Source organism: Pseudoalteromonas sp. GB56, assembly GCF_054923835.1.
Window position 1 is genome coordinate 2828653 of the sequence record NZ_JBPCHK010000001.1, and the last position, 18415, is coordinate 2847067.

Annotated in this window: 19 protein-coding genes and 1 pseudogene; 9 read left to right on the forward strand and 11 right to left on the reverse strand. The window is 45.1% G+C overall.

Going from position 1 to position 18415, the window contains the following annotated elements:
• Positions 1–33: 33 nt before the first annotated feature.
• From nqrF to ACH19P_RS13185, 9 genes and pseudogenes are all read right to left on the reverse strand, one after another.
• Entirely contained in the window at positions 34–1260 is a 1227-nt protein-coding gene (gene nqrF / locus ACH19P_RS13145; protein ID WP_462158987.1) for an NADH:ubiquinone reductase (Na(+)-transporting) subunit F, read from the reverse strand.
• A 17-nt stretch (positions 1261–1277) separates the two neighbouring features.
• Positions 1278–1886, reverse strand: coding sequence for an NADH:ubiquinone reductase (Na(+)-transporting) subunit E (nqrE, locus tag ACH19P_RS13150; RefSeq protein ID WP_462158989.1), 609 nt, complete (start codon positions 1884–1886; stop codon positions 1278–1280).
• Positions 1887–1896: 10 nt separating this feature from the next.
• A pseudogene (locus ACH19P_RS13155) lies at positions 1897–2527 on the reverse strand (NADH:ubiquinone reductase (Na(+)-transporting) subunit D).
• Positions 2527–3294, reverse strand: a complete 768-nt coding sequence (locus ACH19P_RS13160; protein WP_462158990.1) for a Na(+)-translocating NADH-quinone reductase subunit C — start codon at positions 3292–3294, stop codon at positions 2527–2529. Before ACH19P_RS13160 ends, ACH19P_RS13155 begins: the two are co-directional and overlap by 1 nt.
• Positions 3287–4486: an NADH:ubiquinone reductase (Na(+)-transporting) subunit B gene (locus tag ACH19P_RS13165; RefSeq protein WP_462158991.1), complete on the reverse strand. Its 1200-nt coding sequence runs from the start codon at positions 4484–4486 to the stop codon at positions 3287–3289. The genes ACH19P_RS13160 and ACH19P_RS13165 overlap by 8 nt, the downstream gene beginning before the upstream one ends.
• A 1-nt stretch (position 4487) precedes the next feature.
• Complete coding sequence (locus ACH19P_RS13170) at positions 4488–5831, reverse strand: Na(+)-translocating NADH-quinone reductase subunit A (RefSeq protein WP_462158992.1); 1344 nt, start codon at positions 5829–5831, stop codon at positions 4488–4490.
• Positions 5832–6259: 428 nt separating this feature from the next.
• Positions 6260–7450 carry an enoyl-ACP reductase FabV gene (gene fabV / locus ACH19P_RS13175; RefSeq protein WP_462158993.1) on the reverse strand — a complete coding sequence of 397 codons (1191 nt, stop codon included), beginning with the start codon at positions 7448–7450 and terminating at the stop codon, positions 6260–6262.
• A 106-nt stretch (positions 7451–7556) separates the two neighbouring features.
• Positions 7557–7871: a BolA family protein gene (locus ACH19P_RS13180; protein WP_462158994.1), complete on the reverse strand. Its 315-nt coding sequence runs from the start codon at positions 7869–7871 to the stop codon at positions 7557–7559.
• Between the two features lie 33 nt (positions 7872–7904).
• Positions 7905–8525: an alpha-ketoglutarate-dependent dioxygenase AlkB family protein gene (locus ACH19P_RS13185; protein ID WP_462158995.1), complete on the reverse strand. Its 621-nt coding sequence runs from the start codon at positions 8523–8525 to the stop codon at positions 7905–7907.
• A gap of 41 nt (positions 8526–8566) precedes the next feature.
• Here ACH19P_RS13185 and ACH19P_RS13190 point away from each other — a divergent pair, with 41 nt between their 5' ends.
• From ACH19P_RS13190 to ACH19P_RS13205, 4 genes are read left to right on the forward strand one after another with little or no spacing between them, the layout of a single operon-like run.
• The gene (locus tag ACH19P_RS13190; RefSeq protein WP_462158996.1) at positions 8567–9694 is read left to right on the forward strand and encodes a methyltransferase; all 1128 of its coding nucleotides are present in this window, start codon (positions 8567–8569) and stop codon (positions 9692–9694) included.
• A 16-nt stretch (positions 9695–9710) separates the two neighbouring features.
• Positions 9711–10277, forward strand: coding sequence for a YajG family lipoprotein (locus ACH19P_RS13195; RefSeq protein WP_462158998.1), 567 nt, complete (start codon positions 9711–9713; stop codon positions 10275–10277).
• Positions 10277–10903: a peptidylprolyl isomerase gene (locus tag ACH19P_RS13200; protein WP_462159358.1), complete on the forward strand. Its 627-nt coding sequence runs from the start codon at positions 10277–10279 to the stop codon at positions 10901–10903. The genes ACH19P_RS13195 and ACH19P_RS13200 overlap by 1 nt, the downstream gene beginning before the upstream one ends.
• A 53-nt stretch (positions 10904–10956) precedes the next feature.
• On the forward strand, positions 10957–12360 hold the full coding sequence (locus tag ACH19P_RS13205) for an AmpG family muropeptide MFS transporter (protein WP_462158999.1): 1404 nt from the start codon (positions 10957–10959) through the stop codon (positions 12358–12360).
• A gap of 40 nt (positions 12361–12400) precedes the next feature.
• Here ACH19P_RS13205 and ACH19P_RS13210 read toward each other — a convergent pair whose 3' ends face one another.
• Positions 12401–12634 (reverse strand): helix-turn-helix domain-containing protein, encoded by a 234-nt coding sequence (locus ACH19P_RS13210; protein ID WP_347390631.1) that lies wholly within the window; start codon positions 12632–12634, stop codon positions 12401–12403.
• A 303-nt stretch (positions 12635–12937) separates the two neighbouring features.
• On the opposite strand from ACH19P_RS13210, the gene ACH19P_RS13215 reads away from it, so the two are divergent.
• Entirely contained in the window at positions 12938–13117 is a 180-nt protein-coding gene (locus tag ACH19P_RS13215; RefSeq protein WP_462159000.1) for a hypothetical protein, read from the forward strand.
• A gap of 57 nt (positions 13118–13174) precedes the next feature.
• On the opposite strand, the gene erpA is transcribed toward ACH19P_RS13215, so the two are convergent.
• Positions 13175–13513, reverse strand: a complete 339-nt coding sequence (gene erpA / locus ACH19P_RS13220) for an iron-sulfur cluster insertion protein ErpA (RefSeq protein ID WP_347390629.1) — start codon at positions 13511–13513, stop codon at positions 13175–13177.
• A gap of 270 nt (positions 13514–13783) precedes the next feature.
• Here erpA and ACH19P_RS13225 point away from each other — a divergent pair, with 270 nt between their 5' ends.
• From ACH19P_RS13225 to hemL, 4 genes are all read left to right on the forward strand, one after another.
• Positions 13784–15466: a chloride channel protein gene (locus ACH19P_RS13225; RefSeq protein WP_462159002.1), complete on the forward strand. Its 1683-nt coding sequence runs from the start codon at positions 13784–13786 to the stop codon at positions 15464–15466.
• A 12-nt stretch (positions 15467–15478) separates the two neighbouring features.
• Positions 15479–15913: a CopD family protein gene (locus ACH19P_RS13230; RefSeq protein ID WP_462159003.1), complete on the forward strand. Its 435-nt coding sequence runs from the start codon at positions 15479–15481 to the stop codon at positions 15911–15913.
• 137 nt (positions 15914–16050) lie between these two features.
• Entirely contained in the window at positions 16051–17067 is a 1017-nt protein-coding gene (locus ACH19P_RS13235) for an aspartate carbamoyltransferase (RefSeq protein ID WP_462159004.1), read from the forward strand.
• A 25-nt stretch (positions 17068–17092) separates the two neighbouring features.
• Complete coding sequence (gene hemL, locus ACH19P_RS13240; protein ID WP_462159005.1) at positions 17093–18373, forward strand: glutamate-1-semialdehyde 2,1-aminomutase; 1281 nt, start codon at positions 17093–17095, stop codon at positions 18371–18373.
• Positions 18374–18415: the final 42 nt, after the last annotated feature.

The window sequence follows — 18415 nt, forward strand, 5'->3', positions numbered from 1 at the left end:
ATGTTAACACATTAACGATAAGGTATCGCTAAATTAGCCGCCGAAGTCATCCAGTAGGATGTTCTCGTCTTCAACACCTAAATCTTTTAGCATGTTGATAACGGCTGCGTTCATCATTGGTGGCCCACACATGTAGAACTCACAATCTTCAGGCGCGTCATGGTCCTTCAGATAGTTGTCATACAATACGTTGTGGATGAAGCCTGTGTAACCTTCCCAGTTGTCCTCTGGTTGAGGATCAGAAAGTGCTACGTGCCACACGAAGTTATCATTATCAGATGCTAGGCCATCGAAATCTTCAACGTAGAACATTTCGCGCTTAGAACGCGCACCGTACCAGAAGCTCATCTTACGCTTAGAGTTAAGACGCTTAAGCTGGTCGAAGATGTGTGAACGCATTGGCGCCATACCAGCACCACCACCTACGAATACCATTTCTGCATCAGTGTCTTTCGCGAAGAATTCACCGAATGGACCAGAAATCGTTACTTTATCGCCTTCTTTTAGTGACCAGATGTACGAAGACATCTTACCGCAAGGTAGGCTCAAGTTGTTTGGTGGCGGAGTCGCAATACGTACGTTAAGCATGATGATGCCGTACTCTTCTGGGTAGTTAGCCATTGAGTATGCACGGATTGTTTCTTCATCAACTTTTGACTCTAGTTTAAAGAAGCCAAAACGATCCCAGTCTGCACGATATTCTTCTGGAATATCGAAATCAGCGTATTTAACATGGTGAGCAGGTGCTTCAATCTGAATATAACCACCTGCGCGGAAAGGGACTACCTCACCATCAGGAATAGCTAGTTTCAGCTCTTTAATGAAGGTTGCTTTGTTATCGTTAGAGATAACAGTACATTCCCACTTCTTGATACCGAAGATTGACTCTTCTAGTTCAATTTCCATGTCGCCTTTAACAGCAACCTGACACGCTAGACGACAGCCTTCACGTGCTTCACCTTTTGAGATGTGGTCAAGCTCAGTCGGTAGAATGTCACCACCGCCCGCTTTAACATCTACGCGACACTGGCCACAAGAACCACCGCCACCACAAGCAGACGATACGAAAATGCCCGCTTCTGCTAGTGCACCAAGTAGTTTGCTACCTGGTGAAGTTGTAATTGCCTTATCAGGATCGCCATTGATCCCGATGGTTACGTCACCTGTTGGTACTAGCTTAGATTTAGCTGCAATGATAACTAAAACTAATAGCACAACGATAGCGACGAATACACCTACGCCTAAATATACCTCAAGCATGATTTCTCCTCGCTACCTTATAGTGAAATACCAGAGAATGACATGAAGCCAAGACCCATTAGACCTACAGTGATAAAGGTAATACCTAGACCACGAAGACCATCTGGAACGTCTGAATACTTCATCTTCTCACGGATACCAGCAAGCAATGTGATTGCCAGTGCCCAACCAACGCCAGAACCTAGACCGAATACTACAGACTCACCGAAGTTGTAGTTACGCTCTACCATGAACGACACCGCACCGAAAATCGCACAGTTAACCGTGATCAATGGTAAGAAGATACCCAGCGCGTTGTATAGCGGTGGGAAGAACTTGTCTAGTGCCATCTCTAGAATCTGTACTAGAGCCGCAATAACGCCGATAAACGTTAAGAAGCGTAGGAAGCTAAGGTCAGCTTCAGGGAAGCCTAACCACTCTAGCGCACCTGGAGCTAGTACCGCGTGATAAACCACTTGGTTTACTGGTACTGAGATACCTAATACGAAGATTACCGCTACACCTAGACCCAGTGAAGTTTTAACTTTCTTAGAAACCGCTAAGAAAGTACACATACCCAAGAAGAAGGCAAGCGCAAGGTTTTCAATGAAAACCGCTTTAACAAATAAGTTAAGATACTGTTCCACAACTCGCCCCTTATTTCGCTTCTACTTGGTCTTTCTTGTAAGTACGAAGTACCCAAATGAATAGACCGATGATGAAGAATGCACTTGGTGGAAGGATCAATAGACCCATAGGCTGGTACCAGCCACCGTTTTGCACCAGTGGAATGATTTCCACATCGAATAGTGAACCTTTACCGAATAGCTCACGGATGAAACCAACAGTCAGAAGCACTACTGAGTAGCCTAGACCGTTACCAATACCGTCAAGGAATGACATCACTGGTGGTGACTTCATTGCGTATGCTTCAGCACGACCCATTACGATACAGTTAGTAATGATTAGACCAACGAATACAGAAAGCTCTTTTGCAGTAGCATAAGAGAATGCTTGTAGAACCTGGTCAACTACGATTACCAACGAAGCGATGATTGTCATCTGTACGATGATACGAACGCTTGATGGGATTCTGGTTACGAATCAATGAGATAAATAAGCTTGAGAACGCTGTTACTAGAGTCAATGCGATTGACATGATCAACGCATTTTTCAAGCTTGAAGTAACCGCCAGCGCAGAACAAATACCAAGTACTTGTAGGGCGATTGGGTTATTAGCGAAGACTGGTCCAAATAGAACCGACTTCATTTCTTTAGTATCAGCCATTATTTCAACGCTCCTTCACGTACTTTCGCAAGGAAAGGACCAAAGCCGTTATCACCTGTCCAGTAGTCAACCGTGTTATCAACACCGTTTGACGTTAACGTTGCGCCAGATAGACCGTCAACTTGGTTGTCGTTCTTCGCGCCGTTTTTCACTAGATTTACAGGAAGCTCTTTACCTTGCCACTGAGCCGTCCAAGTTGGGTTTTGAATTTCGCCACCAAGACCTGGAGTTTCATTGTGCTTGTAGAAGATGATATTTTTAACAGTCTCACCGTCGTTTTCTAGTGCTAGGAAACCGTACATAACACCCCAAAGGCCGTAACCTTGAATAGGCAGGATGATTGATTTCACAGAACCGTCTTCAGCGCGGCTGATGTATACAGGCGCCTCAGTTGTACGACGTTGGATACCTGCTTTATCTTGAGCTTTAGTTAGTTTGATACTCATCGCAGCATCGAACTTACTTTTCTCAAAATCATACGCTTTGATCCAATCTACACGAGCTTGCTCTGAATCGAACTGCACTTGTTGACCGTCTTCAACGTTTACAACGATAGTTTCGATGTTCTCGTCAAACGTTGTTTGTACGTTTGTTACACCTTCGAAACCAGCTGCGGCTAGGATATTGCTTTGAATATCTTTAAGCTTGTTTTCTTGCTGTAGTGGACGTAATTGTACTGATGCAAACGATACGATAACCGCACACACCAAACACAATGCTACAACTACACCAAGTGTTTTGCCGATTGATTCGTTTTTACTAGCCACGTGCCAATCTCCTCTTGATGTTTGACTGCGCTACGAAATGGTCGAATAGCGGAGCAAATAAGTTAGCAAATAGGATTGCTAGCATCATGCCTTCTGGGTACGCAGGGTTCACTACGCGGATCATTACCACCATGAAACCGATTAACGCACCGTACGCCCATTTACCTTTATCAGTGAATGACGCTGAAACTGGGTCGGTTGCCATAAAGAACATACCGAATGCGAAGCCACCAAGTACTAGGTGCCAGTGCCAAGGCATGTTGAAAGCAGGGTTAGTTTCAGAACCGATAAAGTTAAGTAGCATTGCAGTTACCACCATACCTAGGAAAGTACCTAGCACGATGCGCCACGAAGCAATACGAACATAAATTAGGAATAAACCACCGATAGCGATAGCGAGCGTAGACGTTTCACCTACAGAGCCTTGAATGAAGCCGTAGAATGCATTCAACCAAAGATCCATGTTAGCGAAATCTAGTGCACCTGTAGCCGCTTGGCCTAGGTAAGTAGCACCAGAGAAACCGTCAACCGCTGTCCACACTGTGTCACCTGAAATCTGCGCAGGGTATGCGAAGAACAGGAAAGCACGGCCAGCTAACGCTGGGTTAAGGAAGTTACGGCCTGTACCACCAAACACTTCTTTCGCAATAACGACACCAAAGGTAATACCTAGGGCTACTTGCCAAAGAGGAATAGTAGCTGGCAGGATTAGTGCGAATAGTACAGATGTTACGAAGAAACCTTCGTTTACTTCGTGCTTACGCACTGATGCAAATAGTACTTCCCAGAAACCACCCACAGCAAACGTGACTGCGTAAATTGGTAGGAAGAAACAGGCACCATAAAACATCTTCGCACCCCAACCTGAGTCAGCAGTTAACTCACCACCGAACAGTTGGAATAGACCTACTTGCCAAGAATCAGCCACTGCAAAGCCGTTCGCAATTGCGTCAGCTGCTTGGTGACCGATGTTAAACATACCAAAGAACATGGCAGGGAACGTCGCCATCCACACTAAAATCATAATACGTTTTAGGTCGATGTTATCGCGAACGTGAGTACCGCCTTTGTTCACGTAACCTGGTGTGTAGAAAATTGTTGCTGCTGCTTCGTACAGTGCATACCATTTTTCATGTTTACCGCCAGGTTCAAAATGCGGTTCGATATCTTCTAAAAATTTCTTCAAGCCCATTTTAGCCTTCCTTCTCGATTGTTGTCAGGCAGTCACGAAGGATTGAACCGTACTCGTATTTACCTGGACAAACGAAGGTACACAACGCTAAATCTTCTTCGTCTAGCTCCAATGCGCCAAGCGTAATTGCGCTGTCTACATCACGTGCGATTAAGTCACGTAATAGTAGCGTTGGCAGAATATCTAGCGGCATTACACGCTCGTAGTTACCGATTGGTACCATCGCGCGCTTAGAACCACCGGTAGAGGTAGTCATGCTAAATAGGCGACTCGGTGCTAAATGTCCTAGGAAGGTACGCGTTACTGAGAACTTGTCACTACCTGGGGCAATCCAACCGAATAGCTCTTTTTCACGGCCTTCAAGCAGTACCGACACTTGCGTGTGGTAACGACCAAGGAACGCGTGAGGACCTGTTGCTGTGGTACCGCTTAGTACTGAGCCTGAAATGATACGGTTGTCACCGTCTTCAAGTTCACCAGCCACTAAATCGTCCAGAGCTGCGCCCATGTGCGTCTTGATTAGACGTGGGTTTTTAACGCGAGGACCGGCTAAAGAAATCACACGATCAGTGTAAATTTCGCCATTTAGAAAAAGTTGACCGTAAGCAATCACATCTTGGTAACCTAGGTGCCAAACCTGCTTAGCAGCAGATACTGGGTCTAAGTGATGAATGTGAGTACCGACTAGACCAGCTGGGTGCTTGCCACCAAACTCATGAACTTCAACAGAAGCCACTGATGAGCTAGGTACCTGCGCGCCCGCTTTCTTACACACGTACACTTTACCTTCAGTTAGGCGTGAAACCACAGCCAAACCCGCTTCAAAAGCGTCAGCATTTTCTGCGATCACAACAGCAGGGTCAGCTGCTAGAGGATTCGTGTCCATTGCAGTGACGAATACTGAGCTAGGCTGAGCATCGATTGCAGGAACTTTGCTGAAAGGACGAGTACGAAGTGCAGTCCACTGACCTGACTTAACAAGCTGGTCGATCACTGTTTCGCGATCGAGACTTGCCAATTGGCCTTGGTCGAACTTTGCAAACGTTTCTTGCTCAGTGCCATTTACTTCAATAACAACTGATTGCAGTACACGTTTTGCACCACGATTGATTTCTTTAACTACCCCGGCGGCCGGTGCAGTGTAGATAACGCCAGGATTCTTTTTATCTTCAAAAAGAACTTGGCCTTTTTTGACTTGGTCATCCACACGAACTCGCATGGTTGGACGCATGCCGATGTATTCTTCACCTAGCACAGCTACTCGTTTGACAGGTTGACCGTCATGAATAACTTGCTGAGGTGCGCCCTCTATCGGTAGATCCAGACCTTTTTTTATGTTGATCATACGCACTTGCATTACATTAAAGGAAAGAAACTTAAAATCTTACCGACCACGCTGCTTAGCATCTGCCGAATCGGCGACTCACCGCACTAATTATGGCGTAAAGCAAATTGTTCGGATGAACAGCCCCGACAATGAGCAAATAACAACCAACCTAATTAATACAAACGGTATAAAAGAGCACCTATTTCGAATAGTGAACTAAGCAACGCAGCGAACTTGTCACATATCTGCCGAATTTTAACATCAATCACGGTGACTATGCGAGTTAAAAAGTAAAAATTATCCAGTGTTCAATGGTCATCCTGAATGAATAAACTTCAATATAGACCAAAGTCTTAATTTCGCGTCATTGAATCACTTTGACTTATAAAAGCACAGCTACAAAAAAGCCAGTCGACGGACTGGCTTTTTGAATTTACGTGTCAATTTTACACGAGGTTGTTGATTTGCACGTCTGGATTGACATCCGCTTCGTAATCAACACCTTCTAAATCAAAACCAAACAGGTGTAAGAACTCTTTGTGGTAACCCACATAGTCTGTTAGCTCATCGATAGTGTCGGTATCCACTGTGTCCCAAATCGTTTGTACGCGTTGTTGTACGTCGTCTTCAAGCTCTTTGTAGTTTTGGAACAGGTGACCACCGTCATCAAAGCGAGGCGTCTCACCGTACAGATTTTCTTTGAATAATGCAGTGATTTGCTCAATCGTTCCTTCGTATGTACCGTCTGCTTTCATCACTTTGAAAAGCGCTGAAATATACAAAGGCATAATTGGAATCGCCGAGCTTGCTTGTGTTACTACTGCGTTCAACGAGCTAACATACGCTTCGCCAGATAACGCAGCCGTCGACGCTTTAATTTCTTGCACTGCACGGTCTAAATCTTCTTTCGCTTTACCGATAGTCGCGTGACCGTAGATTGGCCAAGTAAGCTCTTTGCCGATGTAGGTATAAGCTGTCGTTTTAAAGTTATCAGCCAATACACCCGCGTCGTTTAGTGCATCAATCCAAAGCTGCCAGTCTTCACCGCCCATTACTTTCACAGTGTTAGCAATTTCTTCTTCGCTTGCTGCTTCAACGCTCACTTCATCAATGATGCGCTTTGAGGTATTGAGGTTCTTCGTCGTTACACTATCGCCAATTGGTTTTAGTGTAGACGAGTAAGTTTCACCTGTTTTTGGATCAGTACGACGAGGCGACGCCAATGAATAAATGATTAAATCAACTTGACCTAATTCATTTTTAATCATATCAATAGTTTGCGCTTTGATTTCATCAGAGAACGCATCACCATTAATGTTCTTAGCCCAAATACCAGCTTCGTCAGCAGCTTGTTGAAATGCAGCTGTGTTGTACCAGCCCGCAGATGCTGTTTTCTTTTCAGAACCCGGCTTTTCGAAAAATACACCCAGTGTTTTTGCGCCATGACCGAACGCAGACACGATACGTGATGCTAAGCCGTAGCCCGTTGAAGAGCCAATGACCAAGACATTCTTTGGACCTTGACCCAAATCGCCTTGGCTTTTTACATATTCTATTTGTTGTTGTACGTGTGCTGCACAGCCTGCAGGGTGTGCGTTAGTGCAGATAAATCCACGGATTTTAGGCTTAATAACCATGATAAAATTCCATTCGTTACCGAAAAATTAGCGCTAGTGTAGCGATTATTCATCTCTACACAGGTCTGATGACTCAGGCGCCGTGCTTTATTTTTCCCTATTCGGGTTAGTTATCTAATTTTGAACCACCTAAACAACTTGGCGATTGCGGAGCTTGCCCCTGTTTATCTGCAAACTCGTTTGGCGTGTATGCATGAATAGCAAGAGCATGAATGTGATCTCTTAACTCGTCAGCCAGAATTGCATTGATTGTGCGATGACGCTGCAACAAGCGTTGACCATCAAACTGTTCACTCACTACAACGACTTTGAAATGAGAGTCTTGGCCACGAGCATGCATGTGGCTTTCATTTTCAACACGTAAGTGCTTGCAGGCAATTCCCGCTGTTAGCTTTTCTTCAATCTGAGATTGCATTGACATAGATATATGCGCCTTGTCAGGAGATGAACGCTACTATAACAAAGTCGACTGAATGTGGCGAAACGTTAAATTAATGCGCCCTTGAGAAACACGGCGCTGCTTAGGCAAAGAATGTTCATACAGTTTTTGGCTTTGTCCTTTCATTACCAACAAGCTGCCTGATGCTAAAGCCAAATCAGTGACCACCCCTGAGCTTTTTTCTTTGAGTTTAAATTTACGCAATGCACCCAGTGACACAGAGGCAATAGTAGGTTGCGCCCCCAATTCAGCTTCATCATCAGCATGCCAGCCCATACAATCTAACCCATGGCGATAATAATTGATGAGCACGGCGTTAAATTCTGTGCCCAGCGACTGACATAATCGCTTACGCATATCGTCGATAGGTTTAAGCCAAGGTACTGGGGTGAAAAGTTGCCCTGAGTATGTATAGGCGCTGTCCGAGTCTCCCATATACACCTGTAATCTGGGGATACTATGCCACTTGCCAAAGACTTTGATAGTGGGTTGTTGCCACACCAGCGTGTCACGCAAATGGCAAAATAAACGCTGGGCTTTGAGGGCATTGAGTGCATCTGATTGATAGCTGAACATGTCACGACTGAGATGACTAGGCAATTCTGTGCTGTTTGCGTTGGAGGTGTGAGTGCCCATCGTGATAAACTAACGCTATTGTCAGTTAAACATTAATGCTCATGATAACATCTGCTCAACTCGGCGGTAAAACCTATACTTTACACCGCTTTCCTCTCCAACAAAAAACTCGCAGTCTACAGGCGTGGGATTCATCAGACGAGTACCTAGTTGAGTACGTTCAGGAGCATTATCCCGATGCTAAGCGCATCTTAATTTTGAACGACGATTTTGGTGCACTGGCTTGTGCTTTCAATGAGTTAACGTGTGATTCAGTTACAGACTCGTATATTGCAATGCAGGCATGGCAGCATAATTTGGCTGAAAATGACTTGAATCACACAAATTTGAATCCGTTATCAAGTTTGCAAAGCTGGGCCAGTGATTATGATTTAGTGATTGGCAAAGTGCCCAAAAACAGTGGCTATTTGCAACATCAACTGGCTCTGATATCACAAACTCAAGCCGCTGGTACACCGTTTGTGTTGGCTGGAAAAACTAAAGCCATCCACACCTCAACCATTAATTTGGTCGAGCGTTATATCGGCCCTGCAACAACAACTCTGGCGCAGAAAAAGTCCCGAATTATTACCGCCAATGTAAAAAACAAACCGCAACAAAGCCCTTTCCCAAAGAGATGGCAGCTAGAGGGCAGCGACTTTACTATGGTAAATCATGCCAATGTATTTTCACGTGATTCGCTAGATATTGGCGCACGTTTTTTCAGTAACTATTTACCTGCTTCTAAAAAAGCGGTGCATATTATCGATTTGGGATGTGGCAATGGTGTCATTGGTCTACAAGTATTGGCAAAGTGCCCTCAAGCTCAGGTAACCTTTGTCGATGAGTCTGCAATGGCGGTGGCTTCTGCAAAGCAAAGCGTAGAAGAAAACATGGTAGATGATTTGGCACGGTGCCAATTTAAACACAATGACTGTTTGACTGACTTTGCACCAAACAGCGCTGATCTCATATTGTGCAACCCGCCATTCCATCAACAAAATGCGGTAACAGACCATATCGCTTGGCAGATGTTCAATGATGCAAAGCGTATTTTGCGACCTGGTGGAGAACTCCGTATTGTTGGTAATCGTCATCTTGATTACCATGAGAAATTAAAGCGTTTATTCAGTAGCAGCAAACTACTCGGTTCAAACAAGAAGTTTGTTGTTCTAAGCGCTAAAAAATAATAGGACAAAGTAATTTATGCGTTTGTTTTTATTCGTTGTACTAGCAATGACTACGTTAGTTACAGGATGTACTAACCGATCTTCTCAAGCTATCCTTGATCCCCAATACCAAAGTGGGCAGTTGACGCAATATAATCAAGCAGTAACATTGCAGATTGTGGACCAACGAGCCAAAGCGGCAACGATTTCCATTGCCCATGGTGACAATCGTTTTCTCATGCCAACTCAAAACCTAGACAACAAAATTTATAAGGTGTTTGAGCAAGCACTAAAAGCGAACGGCGCTCAAGTAAATGCGATGGCCACTTCGCATTTTCAAGTGTCAATTCACAGCCTCAATGCCTCAGTCATGCAAAATACAGTCGATCACATGAGTGAAGCACAAATTGCACTGCAAGTGTTTGTAGAGCGCAATGGTAGCCAATTTAATAAAATGTATAATGGACAGAGTCAGTTCCGCGCTCCCTTTGGCTATGATCAAGCCAAGGTAGAAGCACAACTTAATAAACTAATTGAGCAACTGGTCGCTCGTATCATGAACGACCCTGAGCTAAACAATTACATGAAACAGGGAGCATCATGATTTCTCGACTCACTACATTTTTACTCAGTGCACTTATTCTCCTCACCCCCCTTGCCTACAGTGCAGTTCCTGGTGAGTTTGTCCAAAAGAACAACCTTTTTCCACGCGTTGAATTTGCAACTAGCATGGGGAAAATCGTGGTTGAAATGGATCGCTCGCGTGCGCCCATTACCGTGAACAACTTCCTGACTTACGTAAAAGACGGCAGTTACAAAGGCTCTGTGTTCCACCGCGTTGAACGTGATGAAGAAAATGACCGCGACTTCGTAATCCAAGGCGGTGGTTATGACAAAGATTATGACGGCTTGTATGAAAATGACCCTATTTTCAATGAAAGTGGCAGTGGCTTACGAAATGATATGTATACCATTGCTATGGCCTACCAAGATAGAAAACCTCACTCAGCGACACGCCAGTTTTTCTTTAACATGGACAATAATGACCATTTAAACCCGGGCAGCGATTGGGGTTTTGCGGTGTTTGGCTCAGTAGTTGAAGGGTTTGATACGCTTGATAAAATCATGCAAGTAGAAACCGATTTCCAAGAAAAGATTGGTTACTCTTATGTTCCTAAGCAAGCAGTCATCATTTTTGATATAAAGGTGCTTGAAGAAACGCCTTTATAACCGTTTCAGGGGCTAAATACGCCCCTTTTTTGCTCACAATAATAAGAAAGCGCATGGCCAACACCCACACTACCCTCGCTGAATACTTCCAGCATTTTCGCGACCGTCGTCTCGTCACGGTGTTTATTTTTGGAATCAGCAGTGGTTTTCCTTGGGTGCTAATAGGCTCGGTGATGAGTGCTTGGCTCAAGGATGAAGGACTGAGTCGCTCTATGATCGGCTTATTTGGTATGGTATTTGGTGCCTACTCCATCAATTTTTTATGGTCACCCCTTGTCGACCGAGTGCGCATCCCACTACTGACCGACTGGCTAGGACAACGCAAGAGCTGGATTTTCTGCTGCTTATGTATAGTCTTCGTCGCCACATTAAGTATGGCCTTTGTAGATATCAATGAACAAAGCCTTGCAGTCGTCGCCATCTTAGCACTCGTTATCGCCATCGCCTCAGCCACGCAAGATATCGCTATCGACGCCTACCGAATTGACATACTTGCTGAAAATGAAACTCAGAAAATAAGCGCTGCCGCAGCAATGGCAACCAGTGGATGGTGGACAGGCTACGCGTTACTCGGTGCACTGCCCTTCTACGCAGCGGATATTCCAGGTATTGCTTGGCCTGATGTATATCTGTTTTTAGCGGTTGTCGTTGCTTTACTTATCGCTTACGTGTTTTTTGCCAGCGAGCCTGTGTCAAACCGAGAGCATGTTCACGCGCAGCTCGAACAGCAGTACCAAACCCAATTAGCACGCAATGCGTCCTCCCTTCCTGGATTTTTAAGCAAAATTATCGCGTGGTTGGCCGTCACGGTCTTTGAACCTTTGCGCAGCTTCTTTGCCCGCAATGGCGTAAAAACTGCGTTGGCGCTTTTGGCCTTCATCTTCTTATTTAAAATTGGTGAGGCATTTCTTGCCCGCATGTCGATCGTGTTTTATAAGGAAGTAGGGTTTAGTAACTCTGACATTGCCACGTTCTCCAAGCTCGGCACAGCGGTCTTGACTATCGTGTTTGCGTTCTTAGGCAGCCTGTTTAACAGCCGATTTGGCATCGTCAAAGGCCTGTTTATAAGTGGTGTAGCTATGGCGGCGTCAAACCTCATGTTCTCTTGGATTGCAGTGGCTGGCCCTAAGTTATCATTGTATGCGATGGCCATCATTTTAGATGGGTTTACTCAAGCGTGGTCTTTGGTGGCTATGGTTGCCTTTATATCTATGCTGTGTGATCGCGCATTCAGTGCCACGCATTACGCCTTGTTAGCGTCGTTGGGGAATTTAGGACGTACATTACTGTCTGGTTACAGTGGCGTTATAGTGGACGATTGGTTACATGGCGATTGGTCGATGTTTTTCATCCTGACAGCAGTCATGGTGATCCCATCATTGATATTTCTATTTGTAATTCGAAAACGTCTATATGAGCTAGAAGAGCAATTCCATCGGGGAAATCAGGTGGGGTAAAAGCCTAAGAGCCCTCCCTGGGCTCTTGGGTGAGCGCACTTTACTTAAGTAAAGCTAGACCTTCATACGGGTCTACTTCAAGCGCTTCACAATAACGGATAAACTCGATCACGTCTAAGCGGCGTTCTTGGTTCTCAATTTTGCCGATGAACGAGTGAGGCGTACCCAGTACTTGTGCCAAACTACGCATCGTGTGACCTTTCTCGTGGCGTTTATCTTTAAGCCACTTCGTCAGTCTTCCGTTTTCCTCGGAAGAAACAGTTTTACCCATCATAATTACATCTCCTACTAGATGAATTTGTTTTACGTTTTCTGATTCGAACATGATTGAATGAGGTTTTGCCCGTCTCATTCAGCTTGGTATTAAAGCACATGTCCCATTTTAGGTATAGCTTATGTACAAAAGTTTACCTAATTTCGGCGCGAAAAAGTTTACGACTAAATTCGTAAGCCTGAAACGCGACACATCTAATCGATACTAAATAATTTTTTATACAAAATCGACTATTTATTTTTTCTTTAGGGGCGGCTACTTATAAGCTAAGATGAAAAGAAATCACGGCTAATGAGGAAAATAATGTTTCGCTTGCTGTTTTTACTGCCTGTTGTTTTGTGTTTGGGATGGTGGTGGTTTCTAAAAACCAATAATGTCCCCATCAAGCAAGGCCGTAAGGGGTTTATTTATATACTCATTTTTTCCGTATTTGTGCTCGGCTTTTTCACTTTAATGATCTATGTGACGAATAGTAAATTGTAAAAATCAGACACAAAAAATGCCGCAAACTGCGGCATTCTTGTAGAGATTAAGCTGTGATTATACGCTGAAACTAGCGCCACACCCACAAGTCGTTGTTGCATTGGGGTTGTTTACAAAAAAGCGTGAGCCTTCTAACCCTTCTGTGTAGTCAACTTCGCCGTCAACTAAATACTGTAAACTCATTGGGTCAACGACAAGCGTTACGCCATTTTTGACGATTTGCATATCACCCGCATTGGCCTCTTCAGCAAACGTGAAACCGTATTGAAAACCAGAACACCCACCGCCGGTGACATACACACGCAGCATTAATGAAGGATTCTCTTCCTCTTCAATTAATTGCTTAACTCGCGCTGCAGCCGCATCACTGAATTTAATTGGGAATTGCTCTGACATACTGATTCTCTCACTACCTACTGTGGCGCAAATTATCTAATACCCGACTAAGTTAATCAAGTATTGACTGCATTTGTATTCCTACCCTCGCACATCTCCGCTTCAAACACGGAACACTCTACTGACAGTATGAAATCCAAACAAGCTGGTGCAAAAAAGGAACGAATAGCCTAACGCCTCATAAACTCTGATGCTAAACAAGGATTTATAAGGTAAGCTTTGGTAGAATCGCGAAAATAATAATCCTGTCTTTTAATAAGGGAAACCTGTATGCAACTAGGGGCGCTAAGACGACGCCTAGCTCAACCAAAAACTTCCGTACAGCTGTGCCTTTTGGGTATCGCTGCGGGACTCATTGCTGCGGGCTTGATCATTCTCTTTCGTCTTACAATTATCCTGACGCAAAATCTATTCTTGGAAGATTTTGACGACTTCACTACCTTGTCAGAATTACAGCGCTTCCTATTGCCGGTTGGCGCTGCAGGGGTGATTGCCTTCTTTGCATACCTCACTGGGTTTAAGCATTATCGTTTGGGGATACCCTTTGTTATCCACCGCATGAAAATTCATTATGGGCAAATGCCGTTTTACAATACGGTTAACCAATTTTTTGGTGGTGCTATTGCCCTTATTAGCGGCTTTTCTGTGGGTCGAGAAGGTCCTTCTGTACACATGGGTGCTACTGGCGCGAGTATTCTCGCGAACCAATTGCACTTACCTTACAACGCCATGCGGACGCTAAGCGGTTGTGGCGTCGCCGCGGGTATCGCGGCATCCTTCAATACCCCACTTGCTGCGGTCATTTTTGTCATGGAAGTGGTGATCAGGGAATACAAGGTACATATTTTTGTGCCCATTATGCTTGCAGCTGTCACAGGGGCATTAGCAACACAGTTTGTTTTTGGCGCCGATTCAGAACTTGCACTTATCAGCGTTACCCCATTGAGCTTCTGGCATTACCCTTATTTGGTGATCTGCGGAATGACATTGGGCGCTATTGCCTATGCGTTTAACAAAAACTTGATGCTGATTATTCGTACCTTTAAACCTCTTTCAATGCTACCCCGACTTCTGATAGCGGGGTTAATAGCGGGCGGCATTGGTTACTTGGTACCACAAGCTATGGGCTCTGGGATGAGTGCAATCACCATTGCCATGCATTCCCCAGATAACGTACAGCTACTACTGACCATTCTCATCGCAAAATTATTAGCAACACTATTTGCTATCGGTTTAGGTATACCAGGTGGGATCATAGGTCCAGTTATAGGTTTGGGCGTTGTCATGGGCACCTTGATGTCATTCTTCGCTCACCTCGTTGCACCCGGTACTGATGTAGCCGGCACATATGGTGTATTAGGGATGGCGGGGTTGCTTGCAGCAACGCTTCATGCGCCATTAGCAGCACTGACCGCAGTAATGGAACTCACCTCTAGCCCACAAATTATTGTCCCAGCAATGTTAGTAATCGTTACCGCTTACGTGACCGCACTGCAGGTATTCGGTAATCGCTCGATTTTTTTACAGCAATTAGATTTCCAAAACCTGACTTATCAGGTCTCACCCGCTAAAGAGGCCTTGCAAAAGGTGGGGATTATGGCGGAAATGAATGAGAACTTTAAGTTGCTGTATTCCGACGACAAAGACCTTATCAAGGAATCGCTGGATAATCTTGATGGGCAAACGCCACTCATTGTCTACGATGATGAGAACGGCTACCGCCTTGCCGAATATGATTTGACCTTGATGTCGCACGAGAACATAGATATCCGCTATGTTGAACTCGATGGAGTAAGCTCGCAATCGACCCTGTCTCACGCGTTCGATATTCTCAAAGACAAGCGCAGTGGCGCGGTGTATGTGTACGACATGCACGACCCTAAAGAAATCGTCGGCATCCTGCGCTGGGACCAAATCCATCACATTCTAACGATTCGTAATGCCCTACTATAAAAAGGAAATCGCATGACCTTAGTGTTAGTTTACAAAGCCCTACACCTATTTTTTATGGTCGCGTGGTTCGCGGGCATCTTCTATTTACCGCGTCTGTTTGTGTACCACTCTTTGAATGAAGAAAAATCCTGTAGTGCGATGTTAAAAGTGATGGAACGTCGCTTATTGCTTTTCGTGACACCATTTGCCTTGCTTACCGCAGTGTTTGGCGCACTCACCATTGTTGAATATGGCCGTGAATGGTTCCGTGCCAGCATGTGGTTGCACTATAAGTTAGTGCTGGTCATCATTTTATACATCTACCACGGATACTGCTTTAAATTGCTAGCCGATTTCAAACATGACCGCAACACCCGTTCGGACCGTTTTTATCGTATTTTTAACGAATTCCCCGTCCTCATTCTCTTAGCAATAATCTTTTTAGCAGTATTGAAACCAGCGCTGTAAAAAATGTACAAAAATCTGCTATAGTGCGCTCCCAAACGCAGTGACGTTTTTTATCTTAGGCCGGTCAGTTTACTATGTACGTAGAGCGGCCTAAGGTGAGTATTCGATTATTTACTTCAACGTTTGGGACGACCTCAATGCTACGCTTTCAAGGTGAACACATTCTCTCTGTAAATCAGCTCAATAGAGACAGTATCGAGCATATATTTGCGGTGGCAAAACGGATGGAACCTTATGCCAAAAAACAAAAACGTACTAAAGTGCTCGAGGGCGCAATTCTTGCGAACTTGTTTTTTGAACCCAGTACACGTACTCGGGTAAGCTTTGGTACTGCTTTTAATCTGCTTGGTGGCCTTGTTCGCGAAACGACGGGCATGCAAAGCTCAGCGTTGGCAAAGGGTGAATCACTCTACGATACCGCACGCGTTATCTCAGCCTACGCTGATGCAGTGGCTATGCGCCACCCAGATGCAGGCTCTGTGGCCGAATTCGCAACGGGCTGTAGCGTCCCTGTTCTAAACGGTGGTGATGGCCCCAACGAACACCCAACCCAAGCATTATTAGATTTACTAACCATTGACCGTGAGCTTGGACGTTTCAACCAAAGTATTGATGGTATGCATATCGCTCTGGTTGGTGATTTAAAATACGGTCGTACCGTACACTCACTGTCTAAACTGCTGTGCCATTACAAAGATGTGCGCTTTAGCATGGTGGCGCCTGACGGTTTACAAATGCCGCAATACATCCTTGATAGCGTCAGTGATGCCGGTCACAAAATTGAGTTAGTAAATAAAATGGAAGGCAATTTGGCGGCGGATATCGTGTATCAGACACGTATTCAAGAAGAACGTTTCCCAAGCCAAGAAGAAGCGAACAAATATCGCGGTGGCTTCCGTATCAGCCAAGCGATTTACAACGCCCACTGCAAGCCAAGTTCAGTATTGATGCATCCACTACCTCGCGACAGCCGAAGTGATGCCAATGAACTAGATAATGATTTAAACAGCAATGACAATTTAGCTATCTTCCGCCAAGTTCAAAACGGTGTGTTAATCCGTATGGCCTTGTTTGCATTAACACTTGGTGTAGAAAACCAAGTGGAAAAATATGAAACAACGGTGCCATGGTTCAGCCGTAAACGTGAAGATTAATTTGCCAACCCAAGTAGGAAGCAACATGAGCAAAAGCCAAGATTTATTTAACCGTGCCCAAGCCTCTATCCCAGGTGGCGTAAACTCTCCAGTTCGCGCTTTCAATGGTGTAGGCGGTACGCCATTGTTCATCACCCATGCCGAAGGTGCTCACACCTTTGACGCTGATGGCAATAAATACATCGACTACGTGGGTTCATGGGGTCCAATGATCCTAGGTCACAACCACCCTGAAATTAAACAAGCTGTGCATGAAGCAGTGGAACGCGGGTTGAGCTACGGCGCACCGACAGAAGCCGAAATCGACATGGCAGAAAAAGTGAAGGAACTGGTTCCTTCAATTGATTCTGTGCGCATGGTGAATTCGGGTACCGAAGCAACCATGAGTGCCATTCGTTTAGCACGTGGTTACACGGGTCGCGATAAGATTTTAAAATTCGAGGGTTGTTACCACGGCCACGCTGATTCTTTGCTTGTAAAAGCAGGCTCAGGCGCGCTTACACTGGGTGTTCCAAACTCTCCAGGGATCCCAGAAGATTTTGCTAAGCATACACTGACAGTATCATTCAACAACTTGGATGAAGTAAAAGCAGTCTTTGAAAAATACCCAGAAGATATCGCGTGTATCATCATTGAGCCTGTCGCCGGAAACATGAACTGTATTCCACCAGTTGAAGGCTTCTTAGAAGGCCTGCGCGACATTTGTGATCAGTACAAGAGCGTGTTGATCTTCGACGAAGTAATGACCGGCTTTCGTGTAGCATTAGGCGGAGCGCAAGCGTATTACAACATCACACCAGACTTAACCTGCCTAGGTAAAGTGATCGGTGGTGGTATGCCTGTGGGCGCATTCGGTGGTAAAAAAGAGATCATGGATTTCGTGGCGCCCGTAGGCCCTGTTTACCAAGCAGGCACACTGTCAGGCAACCCAATCGCTATGGCTGCAGGCCTAAAGGCACTAGAGCTATTGTGTCAACCGGGTCTACACGACGAGCTTGAAGCCAAGAGTAAAGCGATTTGTGAAGGCTTCCAAGCTGCTGCTGACAAAGCGGGTATTCCTTTGACGACAAACTATGCCGGTGGCATGTACGGTTTCTTCTTTACGGACGCTGACAAGGTAACCAGTTACCAACAAGCGACGCAGTGTGACCTAGAGCGCTTTAAGCGTTTCTTCCACCTGATGCTTGAAGAAGGTGTCTACCTTGCTCCTTCAGCGTTTGAAGCGGGCTTTGTGTGTGCTGCACATGATGATGAAGCCATTGCGCAAACCGTCAAAGCCGCAGAGCGTGCGTTCGCTAAGCTGTAAGCGATTATTACTGCAATAAAAAACCGCCTTCTGGCGGTTTTT

What these genes read in the sequence shown, in the direction of transcription:
- ACH19P_RS13165 (WP_462158991.1), bottom strand. Translation starts at nt 4,486, where the DNA reads ATGGGCTTGAAGAAATTTTTAGAAGATATCGAACCGCATTTTGAACCT.
- ACH19P_RS13185 (WP_462158995.1), bottom strand. Translation starts at nt 8,525, where the DNA reads ATGGGCACTCACACCTCCAACGCAAACAGCACAGAATTGCCTAGTCAT.
- ACH19P_RS13230 (WP_462159003.1), top strand. Translation starts at nt 15,479, where the DNA reads ATGACCTTAGTGTTAGTTTACAAAGCCCTACACCTATTTTTTATGGTC.
- ACH19P_RS13195 (WP_462158998.1), top strand. Translation starts at nt 9,711, where the DNA reads ATGCGTTTGTTTTTATTCGTTGTACTAGCAATGACTACGTTAGTTACA.
- ACH19P_RS13215 (WP_462159000.1), top strand. Translation starts at nt 12,938, where the DNA reads ATGTTTCGCTTGCTGTTTTTACTGCCTGTTGTTTTGTGTTTGGGATGG.
- ACH19P_RS13225 (WP_462159002.1), top strand. Translation starts at nt 13,784, where the DNA reads ATGCAACTAGGGGCGCTAAGACGACGCCTAGCTCAACCAAAAACTTCC.
- fabV (WP_462158993.1), bottom strand. Translation starts at nt 7,450, where the DNA reads ATGGTTATTAAGCCTAAAATCCGTGGATTTATCTGCACTAACGCACAC.
- ACH19P_RS13210 (WP_347390631.1), bottom strand. Translation starts at nt 12,634, where the DNA reads ATGATGGGTAAAACTGTTTCTTCCGAGGAAAACGGAAGACTGACGAAG.
- ACH19P_RS13190 (WP_462158996.1), top strand. Translation starts at nt 8,567, where the DNA reads ATGATAACATCTGCTCAACTCGGCGGTAAAACCTATACTTTACACCGC.
- hemL (WP_462159005.1), top strand. Translation starts at nt 17,093, where the DNA reads ATGAGCAAAAGCCAAGATTTATTTAACCGTGCCCAAGCCTCTATCCCA.
- ACH19P_RS13205 (WP_462158999.1), top strand. Translation starts at nt 10,957, where the DNA reads ATGGCCAACACCCACACTACCCTCGCTGAATACTTCCAGCATTTTCGC.
- ACH19P_RS13170 (WP_462158992.1), bottom strand. Translation starts at nt 5,831, where the DNA reads ATGATCAACATAAAAAAAGGTCTGGATCTACCGATAGAGGGCGCACCT.
- erpA (WP_347390629.1), bottom strand. Translation starts at nt 13,513, where the DNA reads ATGTCAGAGCAATTCCCAATTAAATTCAGTGATGCGGCTGCAGCGCGA.
- nqrF (WP_462158987.1), bottom strand. Translation starts at nt 1,260, where the DNA reads ATGCTTGAGGTATATTTAGGCGTAGGTGTATTCGTCGCTATCGTTGTG.
- ACH19P_RS13180 (WP_462158994.1), bottom strand. Translation starts at nt 7,871, where the DNA reads ATGTCAATGCAATCTCAGATTGAAGAAAAGCTAACAGCGGGAATTGCC.
- ACH19P_RS13235 (WP_462159004.1), top strand. Translation starts at nt 16,051, where the DNA reads ATGCTACGCTTTCAAGGTGAACACATTCTCTCTGTAAATCAGCTCAAT.